Annotated in this window: 16 protein-coding genes, 3 tRNA genes and 1 pseudogene; 5 read left to right on the top strand and 15 right to left on the bottom strand. The window is 70.7% G+C overall.

All coding sequences use genetic code 11. The features are described from left to right. Positions 1 to 126: 126 nt before the first annotated feature. The 3 genes from H1D24_RS06475 to H1D24_RS06465 form a co-directional block, all read right to left on the bottom strand. On the bottom strand, positions 127 to 2,505 hold the full coding sequence (locus H1D24_RS06475; protein ID WP_181656375.1) for an MFS transporter: 2,379 nt from the start codon (positions 2,503 to 2,505) through the stop codon (positions 127 to 129). Between the two features lie 234 nt (positions 2,506 to 2,739). Further along, a tRNA-Arg gene (locus tag H1D24_RS06470) sits at positions 2,740 to 2,812 on the bottom strand. A gap of 307 nt (positions 2,813 to 3,119) precedes the next feature. After that, positions 3,120 to 3,210, bottom strand: a tRNA-Ser gene (locus tag H1D24_RS06465). Between the two features lie 228 nt (positions 3,211 to 3,438). Between H1D24_RS06465 and H1D24_RS06460 the strand changes: the two genes are divergently transcribed. Further along, entirely contained in the window at positions 3,439 to 3,885 is a 447-nt protein-coding gene (locus H1D24_RS06460; protein ID WP_181656374.1) for an SSI family serine proteinase inhibitor, read from the top strand. Positions 3,886 to 4,268: 383 nt separating this feature from the next. After that, positions 4,269 to 9,056, top strand: coding sequence for a response regulator (locus H1D24_RS06455; protein ID WP_181656373.1), 4,788 nt, complete (start codon positions 4,269 to 4,271; stop codon positions 9,054 to 9,056). Between the two features lie 69 nt (positions 9,057 to 9,125). Here the strand turns inward: H1D24_RS06455 and H1D24_RS06450 are convergent, their stop codons facing one another. From H1D24_RS06450 to H1D24_RS06410, 8 genes are all read right to left on the bottom strand, one after another. Then, entirely contained in the window at positions 9,126 to 10,802 is a 1,677-nt protein-coding gene (locus tag H1D24_RS06450; RefSeq protein ID WP_181656372.1) for a long-chain fatty acid--CoA ligase, read from the bottom strand. Between the two features lie 195 nt (positions 10,803 to 10,997). Beyond that, complete coding sequence (locus H1D24_RS06445; protein ID WP_181656371.1) at positions 10,998 to 11,591, bottom strand: SigE family RNA polymerase sigma factor; 594 nt, start codon at positions 11,589 to 11,591, stop codon at positions 10,998 to 11,000. A gap of 181 nt (positions 11,592 to 11,772) precedes the next feature. Further along, positions 11,773 to 12,939: a lipid-transfer protein gene (locus H1D24_RS06440; RefSeq protein ID WP_181656370.1), complete on the bottom strand. Its 1,167-nt coding sequence runs from the start codon at positions 12,937 to 12,939 to the stop codon at positions 11,773 to 11,775. After that, positions 12,936 to 13,391 (bottom strand): MaoC family dehydratase, encoded by a 456-nt coding sequence (locus H1D24_RS06435; RefSeq protein WP_181656426.1) that lies wholly within the window; start codon positions 13,389 to 13,391, stop codon positions 12,936 to 12,938. The genes H1D24_RS06440 and H1D24_RS06435 overlap by 4 nt, the downstream gene beginning before the upstream one ends. Positions 13,392 to 13,396: 5 nt before the next feature. After that, positions 13,397 to 14,491: an acyl-CoA dehydrogenase family protein gene (locus tag H1D24_RS06430; protein ID WP_181656369.1), complete on the bottom strand. Its 1,095-nt coding sequence runs from the start codon at positions 14,489 to 14,491 to the stop codon at positions 13,397 to 13,399. A gap of 1 nt (position 14,492) precedes the next feature. Next, on the bottom strand, positions 14,493 to 15,527 hold the full coding sequence (locus H1D24_RS06425) for a bifunctional MaoC family dehydratase N-terminal/OB-fold nucleic acid binding domain-containing protein (RefSeq protein WP_181656368.1): 1,035 nt from the start codon (positions 15,525 to 15,527) through the stop codon (positions 14,493 to 14,495). A gap of 68 nt (positions 15,528 to 15,595) precedes the next feature. Further along, positions 15,596 to 16,768: an acyl-CoA dehydrogenase family protein gene (locus H1D24_RS06415; protein ID WP_181656367.1), complete on the bottom strand. Its 1,173-nt coding sequence runs from the start codon at positions 16,766 to 16,768 to the stop codon at positions 15,596 to 15,598. Between the two features lie 87 nt (positions 16,769 to 16,855). After that, positions 16,856 to 17,167 (bottom strand): hypothetical protein, encoded by a 312-nt coding sequence (locus H1D24_RS06410; RefSeq protein WP_181656366.1) that lies wholly within the window; start codon positions 17,165 to 17,167, stop codon positions 16,856 to 16,858. A gap of 291 nt (positions 17,168 to 17,458) precedes the next feature. On the opposite strand from H1D24_RS06410, the gene H1D24_RS06405 reads away from it, so the two are divergent. Continuing rightward, positions 17,459 to 18,325, top strand: coding sequence for a bifunctional DNA primase/polymerase (locus H1D24_RS06405; protein WP_181656365.1), 867 nt, complete (start codon positions 17,459 to 17,461; stop codon positions 18,323 to 18,325). Between the two features lie 189 nt (positions 18,326 to 18,514). Further along, positions 18,515 to 19,642 carry a sugar ABC transporter substrate-binding protein gene (locus tag H1D24_RS06400; RefSeq protein WP_181656364.1) on the top strand — a complete coding sequence of 376 codons (1,128 nt, stop codon included), beginning with the start codon at positions 18,515 to 18,517 and terminating at the stop codon, positions 19,640 to 19,642. 357 nt (positions 19,643 to 19,999) lie between these two features. Here H1D24_RS06400 and H1D24_RS43500 read toward each other — a convergent pair. From H1D24_RS43500 to H1D24_RS06385, 3 genes and pseudogenes are all read right to left on the bottom strand, one after another. Continuing rightward, positions 20,000 to 20,530, bottom strand: a pseudogene (locus H1D24_RS43500) (PP2C family protein-serine/threonine phosphatase); the annotation flags it as partial. 638 nt (positions 20,531 to 21,168) lie between these two features. Then, entirely contained in the window at positions 21,169 to 21,336 is a 168-nt protein-coding gene (locus tag H1D24_RS06390; protein ID WP_181656363.1) for a sulfotransferase family protein, read from the bottom strand. A gap of 361 nt (positions 21,337 to 21,697) precedes the next feature. Then, positions 21,698 to 23,887: a DUF11 domain-containing protein gene (locus H1D24_RS06385; protein ID WP_181656362.1), complete on the bottom strand. Its 2,190-nt coding sequence runs from the start codon at positions 23,885 to 23,887 to the stop codon at positions 21,698 to 21,700. 531 nt (positions 23,888 to 24,418) lie between these two features. Here H1D24_RS06385 and H1D24_RS06380 point away from each other — a divergent pair. After that, the gene (locus H1D24_RS06380) at positions 24,419 to 25,687 is read left to right on the top strand and encodes a tyrosine-type recombinase/integrase (RefSeq protein WP_258563847.1); all 1,269 of its coding nucleotides are present in this window, start codon (positions 24,419 to 24,421) and stop codon (positions 25,685 to 25,687) included. Positions 25,688 to 25,824: 137 nt separating this feature from the next. On the opposite strand, the gene H1D24_RS06375 is transcribed toward H1D24_RS06380, so the two are convergent. Further along, positions 25,825 to 25,909: transfer RNA gene (locus H1D24_RS06375), tRNA-Ser, on the bottom strand. Positions 25,910 to 25,997: the final 88 nt, after the last annotated feature.

Genomic DNA, 25,997 nt, shown 5'->3' with positions numbered 1-25,997 from the left:
GGCGCTTCACTCTCTTCCGTGCTGTGTGGTGCGTGCCGTTGCCCGTTGCCCGTTGCCCGCCGAGGGGCGACGGTGCGGGTCCCCGGCGACGGGACACGGCCGTCCCGTCGCCGGAGTTCCGGTGAACTACTCGCCGGTGTGCGCCAGTTCGATGTCGTGGTCGTCGACACCGCTGCCGGCGACGGTCACTCCGGCGGCCTGCGGCGGGTAGCCGGTCGCGATGACCGTGTACGCGCCGCTGTCCAGGTCGGAGAAGGCGTACGCCCCGTCGTGGCCCGTGGTCGTCGTGGCGACCACGTTGCCCGCGGCGTCCACCAGGGTCACCCGCGCGTCGCTCAGCGGTGCGCCCGCGCCGCGCACGGTGCCCCGCACCTCCGCCCCGGGCCGAAGCTCGACCTCGATACGCGTGGTGCCGGCACCCCCGATCTCGACGGGCAGGGCCAGCGGCCGGTGCTTGGCCGAGTTGACCGCGAGGGTGACCGTGCCCGGCACCAGGTCGGTGATGGTGAACTCGCCCAGGGCATCGGTCTGCCCGGTGGCCAGGACGTCACCGCGGACGTCGGTCACGATGACCACGGCCCCGGCGACCGGGACCCCGCTGTCCGCGGACCGCACCACACCGGCCAGACCGCTCGTGCCGCTCAGCAGGATGTCGTACGCGACCGGCTCGTCGTTGACGACGATCGTCGAGGCCTGCGGCTGGAAACCGTCCGCGGACGCGATCAGGACGTACGAACCGGCGCTCGGCGCGTCCAGACCGTACGACCCGTCGCCGTGCGCGACCGACCGGCCCAGCTGCCGCCCGCCGAGCGAGATCAGCGTCACCGCGGCTCCGGCCACGGGCGCGCTCTCGGCACCGCGGACGAAGCCCCGCACCGGAATCCCGCCCCCGGCGGACCGGGTCGCGGAGTCGCCCTGAGCCGTCGCGACCGAGGCCAGTACGGCCGTGTGCCGAGCACGCTCCGCCGACGCACCGCCGGACTCCGAGGCAGCGACCGACCAGCTCGGCGCCGTCTTCACGGCGGCGGTCAGGGCCGGCTCCCCGGCGGACGGCGTCGCCGACGCGGCGACCTCCGCCCCGGCGGCTGCCGGCCGCTGCCGCGGGATGAACGCGGCGAGAGCGAAGGAGAGGAGTGCCGCGCCGCCGCCGACGGCCAGAACGGTACGGAAGCCGTCCTGGGAGGGCAGGGCGACGCTGCCGAAGTCGGTGGTCATCTGCGCCAGGATGACGCCGGCGACCGCACTGGCGACCGAGGTGCCGATGGACCGCATCAGGGTGTTGAGGCTGTTGGCGGCGCCCGACTGGGACGCGGGCACGGCGCCCATGATCAGCGCGGGCATCGCACCGTACGTGAAGCCGATACCGGCGCCGATGACGCAGGAGACCAGCACGAAGTGCCAGACCTCGTCCATCAGCACGATGTTCAGGCCGTAGCCCGCGGCCACGATCAGGGCGCCGACCATCAGGGTCGCCTTCGGGCCCTTGGCCCTCGAGAGAGCGGCGGAGATCGGGGCCGTGGCCATCATCACCAGGCCGGACGGCGCCATGACCAGGCCGGCGGTGAGCATCGTCTTGCCCAGACCGTAGCCGGTCGCCTCAGGCAACTGTAGGAGCTGAGGAAGGACCAGGGACATCGAGAACATGCCGAACCCGAGCGCCACCGAGGCGAGGTTGGTGAACAGCACCTGACGACGCGCGGTGGTACGCAGGTCCACCAGCGGCTGCGCGGTACGCAGCTCCCACCAGCCCCAGATCAGCAGGACGACGACCGCGGCGCCGAACAGTCCGAGTGTGGTGCCGCTGTCCCAGCCCCAGTCGGCGCCCTTGGAGATCGCCAGCAGCAGGCAGACCAGACCGGCCGCCATACCGATGCCGCCTATCAGGTCGAAACGCCCGCCGGAACGCACCTTGGACTCGGGCACGAGGACCGGGACGAGTATGAAGGCGACAACGCCGAGGGCGGCCGAGGTCCAGAACAGCACATGCCAGTCGAAGTTGTCGGCGATGAAGGCCGCGGCGGGCAGGCCGAGGGCGCCGCCGACGCCGAGGGACGCGCTCATCATCGCGGTGGCGGAGCCGAGCCGTTCGGCGGGCAGCTCGTCGCGCATGATGCTGATCCCGAGCGGGATGACACCGGCCGCCAGGCCCTGCAGGGCACGCCCGACGATCATCGGGGTCAGGGAGTCGCTGAGGGCGGCCGTGACGGATCCGGCCACCAGCATGACCAGGCTCACCAGGAGCATGCGGCGCTTGCCGTACATGTCTCCGAGTCGCCCCATGATCGGGGTGGCGATGGCGGCGGCGAGCAGCGTGGCGGTGACGGCCCAGGCGGTGTCCGCCGACGAGGCGTTCAAGAGCTTCGGCAGCTCAGGAACGATCGGGATTACCAGGGTCTGCATCAGCGAGACCACGATCCCGCCGAAGGCCAGGACCGCCACGACGGTATTCGCCCGCGGCGCTGCGGACTCCCCGTCATCGGCGGGTCGGGGAAGGGCATGAGACATGGTCGAGCCTCCATGTGGACGATCGGGTACGCGCCGGACATCACGGTACGTCAGTTGATTGACTTAAGCAAGTAAAGTTGGATTGTGTGGCCACGCCGTGAAGGGTTCGGGGGTGGCCGGGGGCGAGCAGTGGAACGGTCGTGAGGCCGAGCAGTGGAACGGTCGTGGTCCCTGCTGCACGACCGGGCGCCAACGCAAGAGGCCCCGGATCACTTCCGGGGCCTCTTGTCTGTGTGCACTCGGCAGGATTCGAACCTGCAACCTTCTGATCCGTAGTCAGATGCTCTATCCGTTAAGCTACGAGTGCCTGTGTTTTGTTGTGCTGTGCGCTCTTCCTCCCGGGCTTTTCGGCCCGGTCGGCGTTGCGGGAACAACATTACATGAACGGCCGCCTGAGGCGAAATCCATATCCCGCACCCCGTCTGACCTGGGGAAACGATCAGACTGCGACCGAACGGTCCCAGCGCGGCCGGGACGTGCGGGCCTGTCTTCGGATGCCCGGGCCCATGCCCGGGCCCGTCTTCGTCGGATGCCCGGGCCCACCTCCAGCCGAAGATCAGCCGGAGAACGACCGAAGCCCCGGTCGGGACGACCAGGGCTACGGGATCAAGGAGCGGAGGCGGAGGGATTTGAACCCTCGATGGGCTTTAAGGCCCAAACCGCATTAGCAGTGCGGCGCCATAGACCGGACTAGGCGACGCCTCCAGTGCAACAGCTCGCGCGAGCGCGAGTAGGTGCGTGCAGATGATGACACAGCCAAGCGGGCTGTCACCAATCGGTTCCCACGGTACTAGGCATGCAGGCCACAGGGCAAAGCACCGCCGCACCGCAACGTCGCGGCGCGTAGGACGTTGAACGGGGCAGAGCCGTGCGCCGCGCGTACCTGCACAGAGGCCGTACGCGGCGCTCACCCGCACCCCGTGGAGCCTCGTCATGCTGCGCCGTCTCGCTCTCACCGCCGCCGCCTCCGTCGCCGCGCTGTCCGCAGCGCCCACGGCGACGGCCGCCGACACCGACCCGCTGCCCCTGCCCCTTTCCTCGTTGTTCACCGCGCCGGACCAGCTGACGATCACGGTCCAGGGCGCGGGAGGGGACACTGATGGAACGTATGAGCTCAAGTGCGGACCGGCGGGCGGTACGCATCCGAATCCGGCCGGAGCGTGTGGACGCCTGGAGCAGCGGGCCGCGGAAGGCCGCGATCCGTTCGCGCCCCGGCAGCAGGGCGCCATGTGCACCATGCAGTACGGCGGGCCTGCCACGGCGCACGTCACGGGCGTCTGGCACGGGCGGCCCGTCGACGCGACGTACAGCAGGAGCGACGGCTGCGAGGTCGCGCGGTGGGACGCGATCGTGCCGGTGCTGCCGGCCGTTCGGGCCTAGATTCGCCGTGGTCCGCCCGGAGCCGGCTGCCGAGACCATGGTCCGGCCGTAGCCGGTGACCGGCGCCTCGCCGTGGTCCGGTCATAGCCGGTGGGCGGCACCTTGACCGTGGTCCGGTCATAGCCGGTGGCCGACACCTCGAGCGTGGTCCGGCCGTAGTTCAGTCGTTCGGGAGTCAGGCAATCGTCCGCTTCTAGCCGATGCGTCGGCAGGTCGGGGCCATGGTCACAGCATCTACGTCTGTTCTGCGTGCGACCTCCCTCTCATCCGGCGCCGCGAGCGCAACCACTGCCCTTAGACTCCCTCCCGTGACACACCGCGGGCCGCGGGGCAAGATGGCCTCGGCGGTCGGCAAGGTGCGGTAACAGGGAGGAAGCGTCGTCGTGAGCAGCAGGCCATCCCGAGGCGCTGCTCGCCTCGCAGCCATACTCGACGCGCTGCCGGACGCCCTCGTCCTGGTCAACGCCAACGGCACCGTCGTCAACGCCAACACCATCGCCCTCCAGACCTTCGAGGCACCCGGCACGGCACTCGTCGGGCGTGGACTGCTCGATCTGCTGCCGGAGTTCGACTCACGGCTGATCCCGGGATCGATGCGGCGGCCCGACACGACGGACGAACAGGGACGTACCAAGCCGACCCGGATGATCGCGCGGCGCACCGACGGAAACGAGTTCCCCGTCGAGGTCAGCAGCGCGAACCTGGAGAACGGCCAGCAGGCGTACGACAGCAGCCCCGCCTACACCGGCGACGAGCTGCTGATGCTGGTCGTACGCGATCTCACCGGGACCGTCGACACCGAGGCCGAACTGGCGCGTTCCCAGCGGCAGACCGAGATGATCCTGCGGGCCGCGGCCGAGGGTGTGGTCGGGACCGACACCGAGGGCCGGGTCGTCCTCGTCAATCCCGCCGCCGCGCAGATCCTCGGGTACCGGGCCAGTGACCTGGGCGGACAGGACCTGCACGCGCTGGTGCTGCACTCGCGGGGCGACGGCGAGCCCTTCCCGTACGAGGAGTCGCCGCTGGCCGACACGCTCCGGTCCGGTCGCAAGCACCGGGTGCGCGGGCAGGTTCTCTGGTCCAAGAGCGGCGACAAGGTGCCGGTCGATCTGACGACCTCGCCGGTGCGGGACGGTGACCAGCTCGTCGGTGCGGTGTTGACGTTCACCGACCGCCGGCCGTACGAGGCCCTCGCCGCGGAGAAGGAAACCGCGGAGCGGAAGCACGCGGAAGAGCAGGAATCCGCGGCGCGGCGGCACGCGGAGGAGCTCGCACAGGTCGAGGAGGAGCACGCCGAGGAACTCGCCGGGATCACCGAGCGGCACACGGAGGAGCTCGCGTCCGAGAAGGAGCGGTACGCGGCCCTGGCCGAGCGTGAGAAGGACCGATTCGAGGAGCTGACAGCGCGGCACGAGCAGCTGCTCGCGGTGCTCGGCGGATCACTGCGCGGGCCGCTCGATGAGCTGCGGCGCGAGCTCTCCACGCTGGCCGCCGACGACGCGGGGCAGTTGTGGCCCGAGGCGAACCAGGTCCTGCACCACCTGGCCGCGGGCTACGCGCGCATGACCACGCTCGTCGACAACGTGCTCGCCTACCAGCGGCTCGACGAGGGCGTGGAGCAGCTCGCCAGGCGCGCGGTCATGCTCGACGGGGTCGTGGCGGCCGGCGTCGAGGGGGCGATCGAGCTGATCGGCCCCGGGCGCGCGCAGTTCGCCGTGCACGCCCCGCCGCTCGAGGCCGAGGTGGACCCGGAGCGGCTCGCGACGGCACTCGCGCATCTCGTCGCGGATGTCGCGGGCGTCGACGCCACGGGCAACGCGCCGGTCTCGGCGGGCGGTTACATGGACTCGACGGTCGTCGTCGCGGCGGCCCAGCGCGGCGAGGTCGTACGCATCGAGGTGCGCGGTCCCTACTCCGGCGGCGACCCGGTCCACCAGCCGATCGTGCAGGGCATCGTGCGCGCGCACGGCGGCGTGCTGCAGACGCACGAGGTGCCGGGCATGAGCGGCAGCGCGTATGTCCTCGAGGTGCCGATCGGGGGCGGGGCAGGGACCGTTCCGACCACTGCTCTCGTACATCCGGCGGCCGATGCGACCGGGGCCGGTTCCGGTACCGACGGTTCTGGTGCTGCCGCGGCCGGTACGGGTGCCTCCGGCGCCGAGACGGGGCACGCGGGCGCAACGGCGATGGTCCCTGCGCAGGCCACGGGTGGCGGGCGTCGGCGGGCTCGGCGGGCCTCGGTGGACGCCTTCCTTGACGGTCCCGGCGGGGCCGGTGAATCCGGTACGCAGGGGCGCGACGCGGATGGTTCCGGTGCGGCGGCGGACGGCGGAGCCGTTCCGACCGGGCGGCGTCGCCGGCGGCGTGCGGAGGAGCCGGCGGGCGCCGGCGACGCGGTACAGCCGCAGCTGCCGGCGCAGGCTTCGGGCCCGGCCGGCGGCGGTACGGGACGGCGGCGCGGGCGGCCGAGTCCCGCGGAGGGTGCCGTGGTGACCGCGGCCGAGCATGCGGCCGGATCGGCGGCGCTCGGTGAGGCGGTGCCGCCCCAGGGCGTACCGGTTCCCACGGGCCGGCGTGCGCGGCGCGACGCCGATGAACAGCGCGCTCTGCCCGCTCTGCCTGCCGCATCGGCGGGGGCGACGGCACAGGGAGCAGAGGGGACTGAGGGACCCGACGGGCCGGCATCGTCGGCAGGCGCCGAGTCCGGGGCCGGGGAGGCGCTGGGGGCTGTCCCGCCCGCCGGGCTGCCCGGCGCCCCCGGCTCGAACGGGGTTGCCGGGAACGGCGGAGGCGGCACTTCGGGTTCCGGCGTCGGGCAGCCCGCAGGGCGTCGTGCCCGGCGCGCACTGGCCAGTGCCACGGACAGGGGCGCTGGGCAAGAGACGAGCGCCCGGGCTGCCTTCGCGCTGCCGCCCGCCGAGGCGGACCGGGCGCCGGGCGGCGGGGACGATTCCGGACAGCATGCGACGGCGCTCCACGACCCCGCCGACGACCACACTCCGCCGCAGCCCCACCCGACCTCGGCAGCGACGGGTCGCCGCCGGGCCCGCCGCACCGCTCCGGCCGAGCAGGAGCCGAACGCACTCCAGACGCAGGAACAGCAGGCCGTCACGCACGGACAGCAGGAACCGATGGCGGCGCCGGTGCCGGGGGCACTGCCGGCTGCATCGCCCGTGGCCGCTTCGGCGGCGGGGGCGCCTGCGGAGGCTGCCGTAGCCGGACCGGTACCTGCGACGGCGTCCGGTGTTCCCGTGCAGAGCGCACCGCATGCTCAGGCCGCGCCGCAGCAGCCTCAGCGGGCACCTCACCCGCAGGACGCTCGGCACAGTCACGCTGCACAGACTGCTGAGGCTGCGCGTCCCGCGCTCAACGGGCAGTCCGTGCAGGCCGGGCAGGCGACGCAGACTGCACAACCGGCACAGACAGCGCAGAACGGCCAGTTCGTTCAGACGGCTCAGCCCGTATTCACGGCTCAGCCCTGGACGAACGGCGCAACGCCCGCTTCCGCCATGCCCGTTCCGGCCCCCGACGCCACCCACAACGGGCAGCCGATGCCGGCCCCGTCCGCCCAGCCCGGCCGGCCCACCCCGTCCGGCGCGGGGGAACAGCCTGCCCAGCCCTCGCCGGCAGCCGTTCAGCCCTGGCCGGACAGCGGAACCCCCGCCACAGGCGTACCGGCACAGGCCACTCCTGACCCGCAGCAGGGACAAGCCGCGCCGGCCGCCCGAGCCACACCGGTCGCGAACCCCACGCCTGCCGCGCAGCCCGCACCCGCCGCACAGCCCGCGCCGCCACAGGCCGCCACCCCGCCGAACGGCCCGACGACCCACGGGCGCGGCGTCGCGCTCCCGCCGCAGCTCGGGCCGCGGGCCGCTCAGCCGTTGCCCGCCGAGGCCCCGGCCGGTGACGCGAACTCGACGCAGGGGCGCGCGATCAGCGTGCGCACCCTGGGCCAGGGCGTGCCGTTCGGCCGCCAGATCGCCGAGCCGCAGCGTTCGCCGGGCCGTCCGGCCCGGCCCGCACCGGACGCACCGGGTCCTCGTGCCCCGCAGCCCCTGTCGGCCGCACAGCTGCCGGGGGCCCAGGCACCCCGGCAGGCACAGGCACCCGCGCCCGCACCCGCGGTACCCGCACAGACGACTGCACACCAGGCGCAGACGACGCCCCCGCCCGCCAACCCCACGGGTTCGGGCCGCCGCCGCAAGCTCGCGACACCGCCCGAGCCGAGCGGTGACCGGCCGGAGACGGCGGCCCGCCCGCACCCGGAGGCCACCGCGCCCGGTGCCCAGCCGCAGTCCAGGCTGGCCACGTCCACGGAGGGCGGCGGCCGCTCGTACGCCATCGGGGCGCCCGACGAGGACGCCGACGAGGGCCCGGAGCCGCTCGACGGCCCCGGCGGTGCCGTCGAGGTCGCCGACCGGCCCACGCCTCAGCCGATGGACGACGAACTGCCGCCCGAGCCGCTGGACAACCCGCGCCGACTCCTCGTCTGGCCCGCGCCCGACGTCCCCACGCAGCAGGCGCTGAGCGACCGCGGCTACCGGCCCGTGATCGTGCACTCCCGCGAGGAGGTCGACGCACAGATCGCGGCGTTCCCGGCCGCCCTCTTCGTGGACCCGCTGACCGGTCCGATCACGCGTACGGCGCTGCAGTCGCTGCGTCAGGCCGCCGTCGCCGCCGAGGTGCCGGTGCTGGTGACGGCGGGACTCGGCCAGGCGACCCGCGAGGCGGCGTACGGCGCCGACCCCGCCGTACTCCTGAAGGCCCTGGCGCCGCGCGACAGCGAGCAGCATCCGCCGCGCGTCCTCCTCATCGAGGAGCACGCGGAGATCGCGCTCGCGCTCACCGCGACGCTGGAGCGGCGCGGCATGCAGGTCGCGCGGGCGCAGGACGACGCGGACGCGGTGACGCTGGCGGCGCAGATGCGTCCGAACCTGGTCGTGATGGACCTGATGCAGGTACGCCGCCGACGCGCCGGAATCGTCGACTGGCTGCGCGCGAACGGCCAGTTGAACCGCACGCCGCTCGTCGTCTACACCGCGGCCGTCGACCAGGCCGAACTGCCGCGGCTCGCCGCCGGAGAGACGGTTCTGTTCCTGGCGGAGCGCTCCACCAGCGCCGAGGTGCAGACGCGCATCGTGGACCTGCTGGCGAAGATCGGCACGAACTGACCACGGGCTGAGGGCAGACGTACCACGGCGGGCGGGCACTGGGTGCCCGCCCGCCGCGATCACTCCGGGTCAGATCTGCGTGACGTCCAGCTCGCCGTCCGCGTACTGCCTGCGCAGCACCTTCTTGTCGAACTTGCCCACGCTCGTCTTCGGCACGGCGCCGATGATCGTCCAGCGCTCGGGCAGCTGCCACTTGGCGATCTGGGCCTCGTCGGCGAGGAAGGACCGCAGCGTCTCGAAGTCGGCGGTCGCGCCCTCCTTCAGCACCACGGTGGCGAGGGGGCGTTCGCCCCACTTGTCGTCCGGGACGGCGACGACCGCGGCCTCCGCGACGTCCGGGTGCGACATCAGCGCGTTCTCCAGCTCGACCGAGGAGATCCACTCGCCGCCGGACTTGATGACGTCCTTCGCCCGGTCGGTGAGCGTGAGGAAGCCGTCGGGGCTGATCGTGCCGACGTCGCCGGTCTTCAGCCAGCCGTCCTCGCTGAACTTGTCGTCCGGACGGAACGGCTCACCGGACGCCCCTCCGTAGTACGCACCGGCGATCCACGGGCCCCGGACCTCCAGCTCGCCCGCCGACTCGCCGTCCCACGGCAGCCGTTCGCCGCCCGGTCCCCTCAGCCGCGCCTCGACGCTCGTGGGGAAGCGGCCCTGCGTGAGGCGGTACGCGAGCTCCTCGTCGGTGCCGACGGCATGGGCGGGCGGACGGGCGATCGTGCCGAGCGGGGAGGTCTCCGTCATGCCCCAGGCGTGGCAGACCCGCATCCCCAGCTTGTCGAACGCCTCCATCAGGGACGGCGGGCAGGCCGAGCCTCCGATGGTGACCTGCCCGAGCGAGCTGACGTCGCGCGGCTTCGCGTGGAGCTCGCCGAGCAGGCCCTGCCAGATGGTCGGCACGGCGGCCGCGTGCGTCGGGCGCTCGCTCTCGATCATCTCGGCGAGCGGGGCGGGCTGCAGGAAGCGGTCCGGCATCAGCATGTTGACGCCGGTCATGAAGGTGGCGTGCGGCAGCCCCCAGGCGTTGACATGGAACTGGGGGACCACGATGAGTGTCGTGTCCTGGTCGGTCAGGCCCATCGACTGCGCCATGTTGACCTGCATGGAGTGCAGATAGACGGAACGGTGCGAGAAGACGACGCCCTTGGGGTCGCCGGTGGTGCCGGAGGTGTAGCACATGGCCGCGGCCTGGCGTTCGTCCAGCTCAGGCCAGTCGAACGCGGTGGGCTTGCCCGCGAGCAGCTCCTCGTACTCGTGCACCTGCGCGGTGGCGCCGTCGAGGACGGAGCGGTCGCCGGGGCCGGAGACGACGACGTGTTCGACGGTCGGCAGATGCGGGAGGAGCGGGGCGAGCAGCGGGAGCAGGGAGCCGTTGACGATGACGACGCGGTCGGCGGCGTGGTTGACGATCCACGCGAGCTGTTCGACGGGCAGCCGCAGGTTGAGCGTGTGCAGGACGGCGCCCATGGAGGGGATGGCGAAGTACGCCTCGACGTGCTCGGCGTTGTTCCACATGAGGGTCGCGACACGGTCGTCGCCCGCGACACCGAGGTCGTCCCGCAGGGCGTGCGCGAGCTGGGCGGATCGAGCACCGATCTCGGCGAAGCTGCGGCGCTGCGGCTCGCCTTCGCCGGTCCATGTGGTCACCTGCGAGGTGCCGTGGATCGTGGATCCGTGGACAAGGATCCTGGAGATCAACAGCGGTACGTCCTGCATGGTGCTCAGCACGGCATCCTCCCGGGGCGACATTGCCTACGCGGCAGTAGGGGTTCGGCAAATTCTGCGCACATACCGCGTGGTATGTCACTAGTCCCGGGGATGATCGATCACCGTCGTCGAGCAGGAGCGGCACATCTCCCGCGCCTCGGTTTCGCACGTGCCGCAGTCCTCAGCCTCCACTGCCTCCACTGCCTCATGGGCGACGCAGTTCACATGCGCTGCAGCTCAGCGCACGGGTGCGAGCTCCGGGTCCTCCCGCAGCTTGCCGAGCGCCCTCGACACCGCGCTCTTGACCGTGCCGACGGACACCCCGAGCACCTCGGCCGTCTGGACCTCGCTGAGGTCCTCGTAGTACCGCAGGACGACCATCGCGCGCTGCCGGGCCGGCAGCTTCATGATCGCGCGCCACATCGCGTCGCGCAGCACCTGCTGCTCGGCCGGGTCGCCGACCGGCACCAGGTCAGGCTCGGGAAGCTCGTCGCAGGCCAACTCGTCGACCTTACGCTTGCGCCACTGTGACGTACGCGTGTTCACCAACGCGCGCCGCACATAGCCGTCGAGGGCCCGGTGGTCCTCGATCCGGTCCCATGCGACATACGTCTTCGCGAGCGCCGTCTGCAGCAGATCCTCGGCATCGCTCGGGTTCCCCGTCAACGAACGTGCCGTGCGCAGCAGTACGGGACCGCGCGCCTGGACGAACGAGGCGAACGACGGGTACGCCGGATGTGCCGGGTGAGCCGAGCGTGCGGGGTGTATCCGGTACGCCGCGTGCGCCGTTCCCGCGGCCTTCGATGCGCTGGTGCAGACAGGCGTGGTCATGGCTCCCACGCTAGGAGCGACCACACCACCGACGAATCGGCCGCAGGTGCCGAAGACCTGTCCCCCTCAGGTTGTAGGGCCGACCGTGTCCCCACCTTCTGGGGTTGGAGGACACCGAGCGCAGTCCTCAGGGTTGATTACGGAGAGGCGAGTCCCCTTGCAGTACGGACACCGGCTCCCCTCAGTCGTCCGCCCCCAGGACCAGCCCTGATGTGGGAACACCTGTGCCCGCCGTGACCAGGACCCGGGCGGCTCCCGGTATCTGGTTCACCGATGTGCCACGCAGCTGCCGGGCGCCCTCCGCTATCCCGTTCATCCCGTGCAGATACGCCTCGCCGAGCTGACCGCCGTGTGTGTTCAGCGGCAGCCGGCGTTCGGCGACGAAGTCCGCGGCCTCTCCGGGCCCGCAGAAGCCGAACTCCTCCAGCTGCATGAGCACGAACGGTGTGAAGTGGTCGTACAAGATCCCCACGTCGACTTCTCCGGTCGTCAGCCCGGAGCCGCGCCACAACTGGCGCGCCACCACGCCCATCTCGGGCAGTCCCGTGAGGTCGTCGCGGTAGAAGCTGGTCATCTGCTCCTGGCCGCGCCCGGCGCCCTGGGCCGCGGCCGTGATCACCGCCGGCGGCTGCGGCAGATCGCGAGCGCGCTCCAGGGACGTCACCACGATCGCCTGACCGCCGTCCGTCTCCTGGCAGCAGTCGAGGAGCCGCAGGGGCTCGACGATCCAGCGCGACGCCGTATGGTCCTCGAGCGTGATCGGCTTCCCGTGGAAGTAGGCCGCCGGGTTCGTCGCCGCGTACGCACGGTCCATGACGGCGACATGGCCGAACGCCTCCGGTGTCAGTCCGTACGCGTGCAGGTACCGCTGTGCCGCCATCGCCACCCAGGACGCGGGTGTGAGCAGGCCGAACGGCAGCGACCAGCCGAGCGCCGCGCCCTCAGCGGACGGCTCACGGTGCTGCACGCCGGAGCCGAACCGCCTGCCCGAGCGCTCGTTGAACGCCCTGTAGCAGACGACGACTTCGGCCACCCCGGTGGCCACCGCGAGCGCCGCCTGCTGGACGGTGGCGCAGGCCGCGCCGCCTCCGTAGTGGATCCGGGAGAAGAAGGACAGCTCGCCGATGCCCGCGGCCTGGGCGACCGTGATCTCGGGGCTTGTGTCCATGGTGAAGGTGACCATGCCGTCGACGTCGGCGGGGGTGAGCCCGGCGTCGTCGAGCGCGGCCTGCACGGCCTCGACGGCCAGCTTCAGCTCGCTGCGTCCCGAGTCCTTCGAGAACTCGGTGGCACCGATACCGGCGATCGCGGCCCGTCCGCCGAGGGAGTCACGGTTGCGTACGCTCATGACGCGGCCCCTGCCGGACCGCCTGCGGGTGCGGCGGCCGCCGCGCGGGGGACCGTCACCGTCACCGTGCCCGTGACATGTCTGCCGATGCCGTTGGCGCCGACGACCCGGACCACGGCGGTCTCGCCGTCGGTCTCCTCGACCGTGCCGGTCAGCACCATGGTGTCGCCGGGGTGGTTGGGCGCTCCGAGCCGTATCGCCACCTTGCGGAGCACGGCCGCGGGGCCGAAGTGATCGGTGATGTAGCGCCCGACGAGCCCGTTGGTGGTGAGGATGTTCATGAAGATGTCGGGGGAACCCTTCTCCCTGGCGAGCTCCGCGTCGTGATGCACGTCCTGGTAGTCGCGGGAGGCGATGGCTCCCGCGACGATCAGTGTGCGGGTGATCGGGATCTCCAGCGGCGGAAGTTCGTCGCCACGGCTGAACACCCGAACGGGTGGTGCGCTGCCCATGTTGCTCATGTCCGGCCCCCTCCCTTCGCGATCACGTCGCCCAGTTCCTCCAGTACTTGGCTCCCGGGGCCCAGATACGCGTCCAGTTGCCGGCCCCACAGGAAGTGCCGGTGCACAGGATGGTCGAGGTCGGCGCCCGTACCGCCGTGCAGATGCTGACCCGCGTGGACGACGCGCTGGCCCGCCTCCGACGCCCACCAGGCGGCGGTCAGGGCATGCGTGCCGTAGTCGAGCGCTTGGTCGCGCCGCCATGCCGCTTCGTACGCCGTGACCCGTATCGCCTCGGTGTCCATGTACGCGTCGGCGGCGCGGAGTTGGACGCCCTGCTTGGCGGCGAGAGGTCTGCCGAACTGCTCGCGGGCGTTGGTGTGCGCCACGGCGCGCGCGAGCGAGCCCGCGCACACCCCGGCCTGCAGCCCGGCGAAGGCGGTGCGGGCGATGGCCAGCACGTCTGCGTACGGGGAAGGGGTGTCCGGTCCAAGGCGTCCGGCTCCGAGCCGCTCCGCCGGCGTCCCGTCCAGGACCAGCCGTCCCGCCGACCAGGGCGCGGTCAGCTCGACCGGCTCCGTCAGCGCGTCGGCGGTCCGTACGAGCCACAGGCCGTCGTCGGCGTCCACGACCAGGACATGAGTGGCATCGCGCAGCCACGGCACCCAGGGCACCGTCCCGCTCAGGGCGCCTCGTTCGCCCTGAACCGCCCCATGGCCCGGTCCGCCACCCGCCGCCGCCCCCGCCCGTATCGCACCGCGCGGCGCCAACGCGCCCGTGGCGACCACCGTGCCGTCACACAGCCCGGGCAGCAGCCGCTCCCGCTGCTCCTCCGTGCCGTGCGCGCCCACCGCCAGCACCCCGTACACACAGCTCGCGGCGAACGGCACCTGGGCCGTCGTCCGCCCCTGTTCCTCCAGCATCAGCACCAGCCCGAGCAGCCCGGTCTCCTCGACCGCGCCCGGCAGGCCCGCCTCGCACAGCGCCTTCCACAACTCCGCGTCGGTGCCGCCGCCGGTCGCGGCCAGCCGCTCCGGGGTGGACAGGTCACCGAAGATCTGCGCGGCGAGCCCGTGGGCCGCCGCCTGTTCCGGCGTGGGAGTGAAGTCCATGTCAGATCCTCCCTCCCGCGACAGGCCCGGCCGCACCCTCGGTCGCGCGGAAGACCGGCAGCTCCAACTCATCGTCCACGCGCAGGATCTCGAGCCGTACCGGCATCCCGATCCGCACCTTGTCGGGCGCCACGCCGACCACGTTGCTGACGATCCGCACCCCCTCGGCCAGCTCGATCAGCCCCACCGCGAACGGAGGGTCGAAGGCCGGGAAGGGCGGGTGGTGCATCACGACATAACTGAACACCGTGCCCTCGCCGCTCGCCTCGACCGGATCCCACTCCTGCCCGCCGCATGCGTTGCACCCCGGCAGCCAGGGGAAGCGCAGTGTGCCGCACCCCCGGCAGCGCTGGACGAGCAGCCGGTGGCGCGCAACGCCCTCCCAGAACCCGGCGTTGTCCCGGTTGATCACCGGTCGGGGCCGTCGCGGCTTCGGTTCCCGGGCCTCGTGGACCTGCTGTCCGGTATGCCCGGCCGACCGTGGCGCCGGAGCGTACTTGAGGATCCGGAACCGGTGCGTCCCGGCGAGCTCACCGTCCGCACCGGCCCTGACGTCCATCCGCGTCGTGACGAAGTGCCCCGTCCCGAGCTTGGTCGTCTTGCGCTCCGAGACCGATTCGATCACCGCGTCGAAGGTGATCTCGTCACCCGGCCGCAGCGGCCGCAGATACTCCTGCTCGCAGTCGGTGGCGACCACCGACGTGTACCCGGCGCCGTCCAGCAGGGTGAGCAACTCGTCGTACGCACCACTGCGCGCCTCGTGGCCGGAGAGGCCGCCCATCGTCCAGGCCTGGAGCATGGTGGGCGGCGCTATGGCGTCAGGGCCGGCGTAGGCAGGGTTGGTGTCCCCCATCGCCTCGCACCAGTGCCTGATCATCGGCTCGTTGACCGGGTCCTTGCCCACGCCCGCGACGGCGGCCGGCCGTCCCTCGTACGCCTTCAGCCGCTGGTACGAAAGCGAAATGTCGCCCGCCGTGTCGGTCGAGGAGCTGCCGGAACTCGCCCGCCCATTCGTGTCCGCCGTATCCCCCGACATGCTTCTCGAATCCGCCCCGCCCGCCATGTCCACCGTGGAACCACGGGTATCCGCCCGTCCCGCCGTGCTCACCGCCGCCCCCTGTGCATCCCGAGCCGCATCGTCGCGACGATCTCCCGCTGCACCTCGCTCACCCCGCCCCCGAAGGTGTTGATCTGCGCCGCCCGGTTCATCCGCTCCAGCTCGCCGTCCCCGAAGGCCCCCGGCGATCCGGCCCGCGCCAGCCCCGCTTCCCCCGCGATCTCCTGACACATGCGATACGCCTCGACTGCCGATTCCGTTCCCGCGAATTTCACGCCGCTCGCATCGCCGGGAACCAGCCGCCCCGCCCCCACATCCCCCACCAAACGCCAGTTGAGCAGGCGCGTTGCCGCCAGTCGGGCATGCACCTCGGCCAGTCGCGACCGCACCCAAGGCGCGTCAATGCGTCGCTCGCCCGTCACTGGATCGGGTGCCCGAGCGGCAGCCAGTACCGCCTCGTACATGTCCTCGGCCTGCATTCCGAGCGCGGCCAGCGCGACCCGTTCGTGGTTCAGCTGGTTGGTGATGAGTCCCCAGCCGCCGTTCTCGTCGCCCACGAGGTTCGAGGCCGGGACGCGTATCCCGTCGTAGTAGGTCGCCGTCGTCGTCAGGCCGCCCACGGTCTCGATCGGCGTCCAGGAGAAGCCGGGCGCATCAGTCGGGACGAGAATGATCGAAATGCCCTGGTGCTTGGGCGCGTCGGGATCGGTGCGGCAGGCCAGCCAGATCCAGTCGGCGTGCTGGGCGTTCGACGTGAAGATCTTCTGCCCGTCGATCAGCCAGTCCCCGCCGTCGGCTCCGTCGCGCACGGCGCGCGTCCGCAGCGAGGCGAGATCCGTCCCGGCCGACGGCTCGCTGTATCCGATCGCGAAGACGATGTCGCCGCTGAGGATGCCCGGCAGAAAGCGGTCCTTCTGCTCCTGCGTGCCGTACTTCATCAGGGTCGGTCCGACGGTGTTCAGCGTCACCATCGAGACCGGGGCGCCCGCGCGGTACGCCTCGTCGAAGAACACGAACTGCTCGTCGGGACCACGGCCCTGCCCCCCGTACTCCACGGGCCAGCCGAGCCCGAGCAGCCCGTCGCGCCCCATGCGGCGCAGCAGCCGCCGCCGGCCTTCCGCGTCCCCGGCGGCGGGCGGTCCGTCCGGCATCAGATCCCGGAAGTACGTACGCAGTTCGGCACGCAGTTGCTGCTGGCGCACGGTGGGGGCGAGGTGCACGGCGGCGGCCTCTCGGTTCGTACCGGCAAGAGTTTCTGACTGTCCGTCAGATACGTGGCCGGTGTCAAGACCGCCGCCGGCGACGTGTCACCACATGTCGGCGAAGTAGATCAGGACCGTCTCGCTCGACTGGTCGATCGCCGTGTCCTCGGAGCCGTTCACATGGGCGGTGGGGCTCTGGTTCAGGGCGCCGAAGCCGACCGCCTGCTGTTGGGTGGTCGACGAGGTGCCGTAGTTGTCGCCGCCGACGCCGCCGGCGCCGACCGCGGCCGCGGCGGCGTTCGATCCGTCGTCCGCGAGAGGGCCGTTGTCGGCCGACGCGACACCCGCGAAGAGGGCGGCCGAGAGCGGCAGAGCCGCGACGGCGGCGATGACGCGGGCGGTGCGGATGCTTGCCATGTCTGTTCCTCCAGAATCGTCCAGATCATCCAGAAGCGGATCAACCAGAAGCGGACGTACACACCGGTGGAGCACCGGAAGCACGCGGTGTCGCCGGGCAGTTGGCCGACCGCCCGGGACGGGTTCACGACGTCGCGAGGGCAGAGTTGCCCACCCATTCCGTGACGAAATCACCTCAGAAGCCGTGATTCGCCCCCAAGCATGATGATCAAGGCGATAAACCAGCCGCAGAGACCGATACCGCCCCATACCCTCTTCCCTTTATCGAACATGCGTACGAACATAGGAGGCATGGCCACCACCGACCGGCATGCCACGACCCTGGCCCTCGCCCATGCCCTCTCCGCAGCCGAACGCGGACTGGCCGTCATACCGCTGTCCCGCACCAAGCTCCCCGCGCTGCGTTCACCGCACCGCACGGACCCCGAACCCGCTCTCTGCCGTGGCGAATGCGGACGCCTCGGCCACGGCGTGTACGACGCGTCGAACGACCCTCGGCGCATCCGAGAGCTCTTCGTCGCCGCCCCCTGGGCGACCGGCTACGGCATCGCCTGCGGGCTGCCCCCGCACCACCTGATCGGCGTCGACCTCGACACCAAGTCCGGTACGGACTCCCCGGCCGCCCTGCGCGAACTCGCACTGCGCCACCTCTTCACCATCCCGGACACGGTCGTCGTGATCACCCCCAGCGGCGGCCGTCATCTGTGGCTCTCGGGCCCGCCCGACGTCGTCGTCCCCAACTCCGCCGGCCGGCTCGCCCCCGGCATCGACATCCGCGGCGCCGGCGGATATCTCGTCGGCCCGGGCTCACGCACCGATCACGGCGTCTACAGCACCGTGCCGGGCACCGCCCTCCTGGCACCCGCTCCCTGCCCGCCCGCCCTGCTGCGGCTGATCACTCCCCCACCACGCCCGCACCACCCGACGCCCCCGTCCGCCGGCCAACACGGGCAGGGCCTCGTCCAGTTCGTACTCGCCGCGCACGAAGGGCAGCGCAACACACGCCTGTTCTGGGCCGCCTGCCGCGCCTACGAGAACGGCATCGGCGAGGAACTCGCCGCCCCACTCGTCGACGCCGCGATCCACACCGGCCTCTCGGAACGCGAGGCTCGCGCCACGATCGCCTCTGCGGCCCGGCTGACGGCACACCGTCCGTGAGCGGCACGCGCGCGTGCCGCCCGTGAACGACACGCGCGCAGGCGTCCGCGAGTGAGGCCCGTTCCGGACCTCCCCGCGCGGCGCCACACCTGCTCGGCCGGTCCGCCCACGAGCATCGCGGGCCGCACCAGCACGCCCGACTAACCTGGCAGCGAAGGGCCGGCGTGGACAGTCAGGAAGGTCTCTCGCATGAGCCAGGGAGGTCCCCGAGTACGCGCCCATCCGGGCCGTGCTGTCGTCACCGCGGCCACCGTGACCCTGGCCGTCGGCCTCGCCGCCTGCGGGACGGTCGGCGAGCCCAGCGATTCCGGGGGAATCACTGCGACCAACGGCGGCTCCATGATCGGCTTGCTGCTCCCGTCGAGCCAGAGTTCCCGTTACGAGACGTGGGACAGGCCGCTGATCGAGCAGCGGATCCAGGAGCTGTGCGACGACTGCACGGTGGAGTACGCCAACGCCCAGCTGGACGTGGCCGCTCAGCAGCAGCAGGTGGACGTCATGATCACCAAGGGGGTCGAGGTCCTGATCCTGGACCCGGTCGACGCCAGGTCGCTCCGGTCCTCGGTCGAGAAGGCGGACCGTGCGGGTATCCCGGTGGTCGCCTATGACCGCCTCGCGGAGGGGCCGATCTCGGGCTATGTGTCCTATGACAACGAGCGGGTCGGCGTGCTCCAGGGCGAGGCCCTTCTCGAAGCCCTGGGCGACAAGGCGGACGGCGCTCAGATCGTCATGCTGAACGGCTCCCCGACCGACCCGAACGCGGCCACCTTCAAAAGGGGCGCGCTCTCCGTACTCCAGGGCAAGGTGAAGATCGGCAAGGCGTACGACGCCCCCGGATGGCGGTCGGAGGAGGCCCACGCCAGCATGTCCAGTGCCGTCGCCGCCCTGGGGGCCGACAACATCGACGGCGTCTATGCCGCCAGCGACAACCTCGCGACCGGCGCCATCTCCGCCCTCAAGGCCGCAAAGATCGAGCCGCTGCCTCCCGTCACCGGCCAGAACGCGGAGCTCGCGGCCGTGCAGCGCATCGTGAGCGGCGAGCAGTACATGAGCGTCTACAAGCCCTACCAGCCCGAAGCGGACGCCGCGGCCGCCATGGCCGTCGCCTTGCGCCGAGGCGAAGAGCTCGACGAGATCGCCGAGAGGCGGGTCGACAGCCCCACCACCAAGAACGTCCCCGCCGTTGTGCTCGACCCCGTCCCCGTGACCGTCGACAACATCAAGGAGACGGTGGTCAAGGACGGCGTGTACACGATCGATCAGATCTGCACCCCGAAATTCCGGTCGGCATGCGAGAAGACCGGACTCATCGGTTGAGCCCGCGACTCCCATCGGCAGAATCGGCATAGGCAGCCGCCCGGCAGGGCTTGGCAGGGCTTGGCAGGGCTTGGCACCTCCCCGAAGGTCACACTGCTCCGAAAAACGGCCGGTCGACCACCCGCGGGCCACCACCCGCGGTCGACCACCCGCTGTGACGTGTGGACAGAGCCAGCGCTGCCGATGGCCACCAGCGAGGTGTAAGGCAGCTCGATTCAGCCGAGCCGACAGGGACGGCAGGCCTGTGAGTCGACGGCGGGCGGCAGCTTCGCCTACCTCATTGCCTTCTTCGTCGAGCCGTTCAACGAGGAGCATCGCCGCATCGTCCGCGAGGTAGCCCCCGGTATGACGGATCAATCCCTGGTGCAGTTGTTCCAGGAACTCCGACCTGGTACACGGGTGCACCGCTTCCATGGCCTCGGGCAGGTCGAAGAACTCGTCGTCAGGGCCCCGAGCTTCGATCACGCCGTCGGTGTGCAGCAGCAGACGGTCACCGGGCATGAACGGATAGCTCTCCGCCCCGCCAGGACGAGCGGTAATGAACTCTTCCAGGCCCAGCGGTGGCAGTGGTGAGGTGGGCATCAAGGCCTCCACCTTGCCCTGGCGCAGTACGAGTGGGGGCGGATGGCCGCGGTTGACCACCTGGACCACGAATCCATCGGACACCTGAGCCACGAGCGCGGTGACGAAATCCTCGGCCTGATCTTCCTCGTCGTCCCGATCGACCGCACTTGGCACGGCGCACTCCCGTTTCAGCGCAGCCGCGCAGTGGTTCACCACCTCCACGAGTTCATCCTCATAGTGCACGGCCTCCCGGAACGCACCCAGCACGGCCGCGGCCAAGCGCACGGCAGGCAGCCCCTTGCCACGGACGTCACCCACGATCATCCGAACCCCGTACCGGGTTTGCGCCGCCTCGTACAGATCGCCGCCGATCTGCGCTCCCGTCTCGGCCGCGAGGTACATGCTGGCCACCCGCACCGGACCCAGCCGGGCCGGCACAGGTCGCAAGAGGACCCGTTGTGCTGCCGCGGCGACCCGGCGAACTTGATCGAGCTCGATCTGCCTACGCGCACACATGGCCTTACTCATGGTGACACTGGCTGCCGACACCACGAGTAGAGACAGGAGGTTGCTGTAGACCTGGCCACCCCAGCTCTGGTGGAGGGTGGCCGTGGTCACGGTGACAGCCAAAGCTCCAGTCGCTGCGGAAAAGGTGCCTTTCGGGCCCATTGTCAGCGAAGCCAAAGCCGGTACAGCGGCGAGGATGGGGCCGGTGACCACAGCGTGTGCGGGCGAGAGCTCGATTCCCAGCGCGAAAAGTACGATCATGAACGGCACACACTGCGCGAGTCTGAAATGGACCCGGCTATGACCGACCGCTCCTGATGGGCCAGATGAGCGGAAGAGCGACCGCATGTCTACAGCCTGACCCACTGAGGTCGAGTGTTCCACTCAACGCCCTTCTGTCCTTCCAGGGCATCCAGCGACCCGCGGGACTGTGAAACCAACGGCGGATCTGCCGATCAAGGGAGATACGTCACGTGTCCAAGCAGGACGTCGAGTCGAGCCAGGGCGAGGCCCCGGCCGGTCGGCTGGCCGATGTGGTTTCGGATGGCCAGCTGATCGCGATGGTGGTGGACCGGGCCCGGTCCGAGGGACTCCAGCGCGCCGCCCAGGGAGGACCCGCTCACGGATCGCGTGCCAACGGTTACGCGCGGGCAGTGAGCAGCAGCACGGCCCCTGACCGTTTTCCCTGGTCAGGGGCCGTATCACCTGGCGGTGGGTGTGGGATTTGAACCCACGGTGACTCGCGCCACGACGGTTTTCAAGAGCGTTGCGGCTGTAGGGCGCGGATGCGCGGTGACCTGCGAGAATGGCGCACAACAAACCGAAATTGCGCCTCCTGGCCCACACATGGCCCGCGGAGGGTGGCGCAGGGCAGCGGGGCGGCCCGCTCCGGCACACGTCCGTACGGTCCCTGGAGCCGTGGCGGCGACCCCGGCCCGCCGGGGTCGCCGCCGGAACTAACGCCCGGGGCTCAGCGCTTCAAGTTCATCCCACAAGTGCATCCCATGGCTTGGGCTTACCTGGCTTTTTGCACCCCTTGTGGTCATAGGGCGGACACTTCTTTTTCTTCACGGTGGTGGTCGCGGTGTCGGTGTTGTTGTCCGGCTCGGGGTCGGGTTCCGTGGCCTGGGCCGTGGCGGTGTCGGAGATGGTGCCCCTGGCCGTGGGTTCGACGACGACGGTCACCGTGGCGCTGGCACCGGAGTCGAGGATGCCCAGGGCGCATGAGGCGCTGGTGGGTGTGGTGGTGCAGGTGCCCTGGCTGGGCGTGGCAGACACCAGTCGACCGGGGCCGGTGAGGGTGTCGTCCAGCGTGACGTCGGTGGCCGGGTCGGTGGTGCTGTTGTTGGTCACCGTCACGGTGTAGGAGATGTTTTGGCCCAGCTTGGCGGTGGCTGGCCCGGTCTTGGTGACGGACACGTCCACGCCGGCAGGGGGAGCGTCCTCGACGGTGGTGGTCGCGGTGTCGGTGTTGTTGTCGGGCTCGGGGTCGGGTTCCGTGGCCTGGGCCGTGGCGGTGTCGGAGATGGTGCCGGTGGCCGTGGGCTCGACGACGACGGTCACCGTGGCGCTGGCGCCGGGGCCGAGGGAGCCCAGGGCGCAGGAGGCGCTGGTGGATGTGGTGGTGCAGGTGCCCTGACTGGGCGTGGCGGACACCAATTGACCGGGTCCGGTGACGGTGTCGGCCAGCGTGACGTTGGTGGCCGAGTCGGTGGTGCTGTTGTTGGTCACCGTCACGGTGTAGGAGACTTGATCGCCCAGCTCGACGGTGGCCGGCCCGGTCTTGGTGACGGACACGTCCACGCCGACAGGGGCAACGCCGCCCTCGTAACGGGCCAGCGCGAAGTCGAGGGCCTCGCCTGGGGCGCTAAGGCCAGCAGCGATGATCTTGCCGTCGGTCTGCAGTGCCACCGCGTGAGCCTCGTCGGTGCCGCCGAAGTCGGTGGTCACCGTGCCGCCGGTGCCGAAAGAGGTGTCCAGGCTGCCGTTGCTGTTGTAGCGGGCCAGCGCGAAGTCGCCACCGTCGCCCGAGTCGCTGGTGCCGGCGGCGACGATCTTGCCGTCGGTCTGCACCACTACCCCGCGAGCGTTGTCGGTGCCGCCGAAGTCGGTGGTCACCGTGCCGTCGGCGTCGAAGTCGGTGTCCAGGCTGCCGTCGATGTCGTAGCGGGCCAACGCGAAGTCACTGCTGCCGCCCGAGTCGCTGGTGCCGGCGGCGACGATCTTGCCGTCGGTCTGCAGCGCCACCCCGCGACCGTTGTCGGTGCCGCCGAAGTCGGTGGTCACCGTGCCGTCGGCGTCGAAGTCGGTGTCCAGGCTGCCGTCGATGTCGTAGCGGGCCAACGCGAAGTCGAATCCGTCGCCGCCCGATTCGCCCTGGCCGGCGGCAACGATCCTGCCGTCGGCCTGCACCACTACCGCGTTAGCACGGTCTTGGCCGCCGGCGAAGTCGGTGGTCACCTTGCCGTCGACGTCGAAGTCGGTGTCCAGACTGCCGTCGATGTCGTAGCGGGCCAACGCGAAGTCAATGCTGCCCCCCGAGTTGCTATTGCCGGCGGCGACAATCTTGCCGTCGTCCTGCAGCGCCAGACCCAAAGCCACGTCGTTGGCGGGGCCGTTGAGGGTGAAGTCGGTGGTCACCTTGCCGTCGGTGTCGAAGGAGGTGTCCAGGCTGCCGTCAGTGTTATAGCGGGCCAGCGCGAAGTCGGTGCCGTCCGTGGCAGCAAAGCCAGCGGCGACGATCTTGCCGTCGGGCTGCACCACCACCCCGTTAGCCCCGTCATTGCCGCCGAAGTCGGTGGTCACCCTGCCGTCGGTGTCGAAGGAGGTGTCCAGGCTGCCGTCAGTGTTATAGCGGGCCAACGCGAAGTCGCCGCCGGCGAACGTGCTGCTCTGGCCGGCGGTAACGATCTTGCCGTCGGGCTGCACCACCACCCCGTTAGCCTGGTCGAAGCGGCCGGCGAAGTCGGTGGTGACCTTGCCGTCGGTGTCGAAGGTGGGATCCAGGTCGCCCGGGGCGGCCAGCGCGACACCGGGGCAGAAGAGCACGAGCACCGCGCTCAGGACCGCTACCGCCCCGGCCCGGCTGTTCCTCGACCGCTGCCGGCCTGTGGCACGTCTGGCACGTCGTCTGAACGCGAAGAGCAGATCAGAAAAGACCGTGGGCATGGCCATACAAGCTGCCTTTCATGTGCGTGCCGCCACGCGCCCGCATCCAGCGGTCATGCCAGTGACGGCATTTCTCGCAGGTGCCTCGCGCACCCGCTCGGGGCAGACTGCAGGAGGACAGCGCGCCGACCCGGGACGCTCACACCCCAGCTCCTCCTTGTCACCCTGATGGCGCGGCATGGATTCGGCCAAGCGGTTCCCCGCAGCGCCTGATCAGCCCAGTCACCCCCTTCGTGCTCGCCAGGGTCGTTCGGAGCCCCGGCGGCCCAAGATGAGACCTGACCACCGCATTCGGAGTTCGATCAGGGCCTGCTTCGGCTGCCGCCGCTCGCTGACACGACGGCCGGACAGGGACGCTGGGGTACGCCTCCGTCCGGCGTCGTTGATGTCAGCCGTGGATACGACGTCGATATCTGGTCCATCCGTAAGCGCGCCGGGCGCCCGAAGCCATGGGAACTTCGCTGGCGGGTCGGCGAGCGCCCTCACTCCCGAAGCTTCAAGCTCAAGCCGCAAGCGGACGGACGTCGGGCAGAGCTTATGGCAGCTCTCCGCGACCACCAGCAATTCGACGAGGAGACCGGCCTCCCGGCAGCCGAGTTGATGGCGCGTACGTCCCCGTCCTGGTTCGAGCACGCCACCGAGTACGTGCTCATGAAGTGGCCACGCGCCGCCGCCAAGCACCGGGCGAGCATTGCGGAATCGCTCGCCGTGGTGACCCCGCTGTTCGTCACCACCAAGCGCGGTGCGCCCCGCGCGACCGTGCTCCGTGCGGCGCTGTATCAGTGGGCCTTCCGCGCGGTCAGGAACTCGGAAGGGAGTTGGGCGCCGCGCCACGTTGTCGAGGAGCCGCCAGCCGATATCCGCGCCGCGCTCGGCTGGATCGCGGCGAACTCGCGCAAGGTCAAGGACTTGGAGGACCCCGCCCTTCTACGCCCCGCTCTCGAAGCCCTCGCGCTGCGATTGGACGGGAAGAAGGCCGCCGAGAACACGGTTCGGCGAAAGCGCATGGTGCTGAGCAACATGCTCCGTTACACCGTGGACGAGAAGGGACTCCTAAGCGCGAACCCGCTCCTGCGCGTCGACTGGACGGCACCCGAGAGCGATGACGAGATTGACTTTCGGTTCGTGCCAGGGCCTGCCGTGGCACGCGCCCTTCTCGGGGCCGTCCGTGACTCCGGCCCGCGCGGCGAACACCTTCACGCGTTCTTTGGGTGCCTCTACTACGCGGCAATGCGGCCCGGTGAGATCGTCGCGCTCAAGGAGTCGGACTGCACGCTGCCACCCAGCTCCCCAGACAGCGTGAAGGAATGGGGCGAGCTGCTGTTGGGCGAGAGCCGCCCGGAAGTCGGTGGGGGCTGGACGGACGAGGGCACGTCGTACGAGAAGCGTGGGCTGAAGCGCCGAAAGAGCGGCGCCACGCGCACCGTGCCGATCCCGCCCGTTCTCGTTCACCTGCTCCGCGAGCACATCGCCCGATATGGCACCGCGGACGACGGCCGACTGTTCCGCGCGGCACGGGGTGGTCGGGTCGCATCCACGGAGTACTGCGACCTCTGGGACAGAGCGCGGGAGGCCGTTCTGACCCCCGCTGAGGTCGAATCTTCCTTGGCCGCGGTACCGTACTCCCTGCGGCACGCCGGGGTGTCCCTCTGGATCAAATCGGGGGTGGACCCCGCGGAGGTCGCCGCGCGCGCCGGCCACAGCATCGCTGTGCTGTACCGGTTCTACGCCAAGATCCTGAAGGGCGGTCAGCAACACTCCAACAACCTGATCGCCCGCGCTCTCGACGATGACGAGCAGCCCTGATCCTGGCCCACAGATGGCCCATACGCACTGGTCAACCGTGGGATACGGGCGAGAAGGGGTGAGACAGCCTCTACGCGAAAGGGGTGCTCCGACGACCGAAGCACCCCTCCTGACCAGCCCTTACGCTGACCTGCAAGCGGTGGGTGTGGGATTTGAACCCACGGTGGCTTGCGCCACGACGGTTTTCAAGACCGTTCCCTTAGGCCGCTCGGGCAACCCACCTCGCCCCGGCCACCTGGGGCAGAGCGGCTACAGCCTACCTGTCACGGACATGGGAACGGGAGCGTCCCGCCCTCCGGAACGCCTGCGC

This window comes from Streptomyces himalayensis subsp. himalayensis (assembly GCF_013778455.1).
Lineage (GTDB): Bacteria > Actinomycetota > Actinomycetes > Streptomycetales > Streptomycetaceae > Streptomyces > Streptomyces himalayensis.
Note: the sequence above shows the minus strand (reverse complement) of the source record. Positions and strands in the feature narration are given on the sequence as shown.

Bases quoted from the DNA above. Each gene is read 5' to 3' on its own strand.
- H1D24_RS06475 (WP_181656375.1), bottom strand. From the start codon at position 2,505: ATGTCTCATGCCCTTCCCCGACCCGCCGATGACGGGGAGTCCGCAGCG.
- H1D24_RS06460 (WP_181656374.1), top strand. From the start codon at position 3,439: ATGCTGCGCCGTCTCGCTCTCACCGCCGCCGCCTCCGTCGCCGCGCTG.
- H1D24_RS06450 (WP_181656372.1), bottom strand. From the start codon at position 10,802: ATGTCGCCCCGGGAGGATGCCGTGCTGAGCACCATGCAGGACGTACCG.
- H1D24_RS06445 (WP_181656371.1), bottom strand. From the start codon at position 11,591: ATGACCACGCCTGTCTGCACCAGCGCATCGAAGGCCGCGGGAACGGCG.
- H1D24_RS06440 (WP_181656370.1), bottom strand. From the start codon at position 12,939: ATGAGCGTACGCAACCGTGACTCCCTCGGCGGACGGGCCGCGATCGCC.
- H1D24_RS06435 (WP_181656426.1), bottom strand. From the start codon at position 13,391: ATGGGCAGCGCACCACCCGTTCGGGTGTTCAGCCGTGGCGACGAACTT.
- H1D24_RS06430 (WP_181656369.1), bottom strand. From the start codon at position 14,491: ATGGACTTCACTCCCACGCCGGAACAGGCGGCGGCCCACGGGCTCGCC.
- H1D24_RS06425 (WP_181656368.1), bottom strand. From the start codon at position 15,527: ATGTCGGGGGATACGGCGGACACGAATGGGCGGGCGAGTTCCGGCAGC.
- H1D24_RS06410 (WP_181656366.1), bottom strand. From the start codon at position 17,167: ATGGCAAGCATCCGCACCGCCCGCGTCATCGCCGCCGTCGCGGCTCTG.
- H1D24_RS06405 (WP_181656365.1), top strand. From the start codon at position 17,459: ATGGCCACCACCGACCGGCATGCCACGACCCTGGCCCTCGCCCATGCC.
- H1D24_RS06400 (WP_181656364.1), top strand. From the start codon at position 18,515: ATGAGCCAGGGAGGTCCCCGAGTACGCGCCCATCCGGGCCGTGCTGTC.
- H1D24_RS06385 (WP_181656362.1), bottom strand. From the start codon at position 23,887: ATGGCCATGCCCACGGTCTTTTCTGATCTGCTCTTCGCGTTCAGACGA.
- H1D24_RS06380 (WP_258563847.1), top strand. From the start codon at position 24,419: ATGGCAGCTCTCCGCGACCACCAGCAATTCGACGAGGAGACCGGCCTC.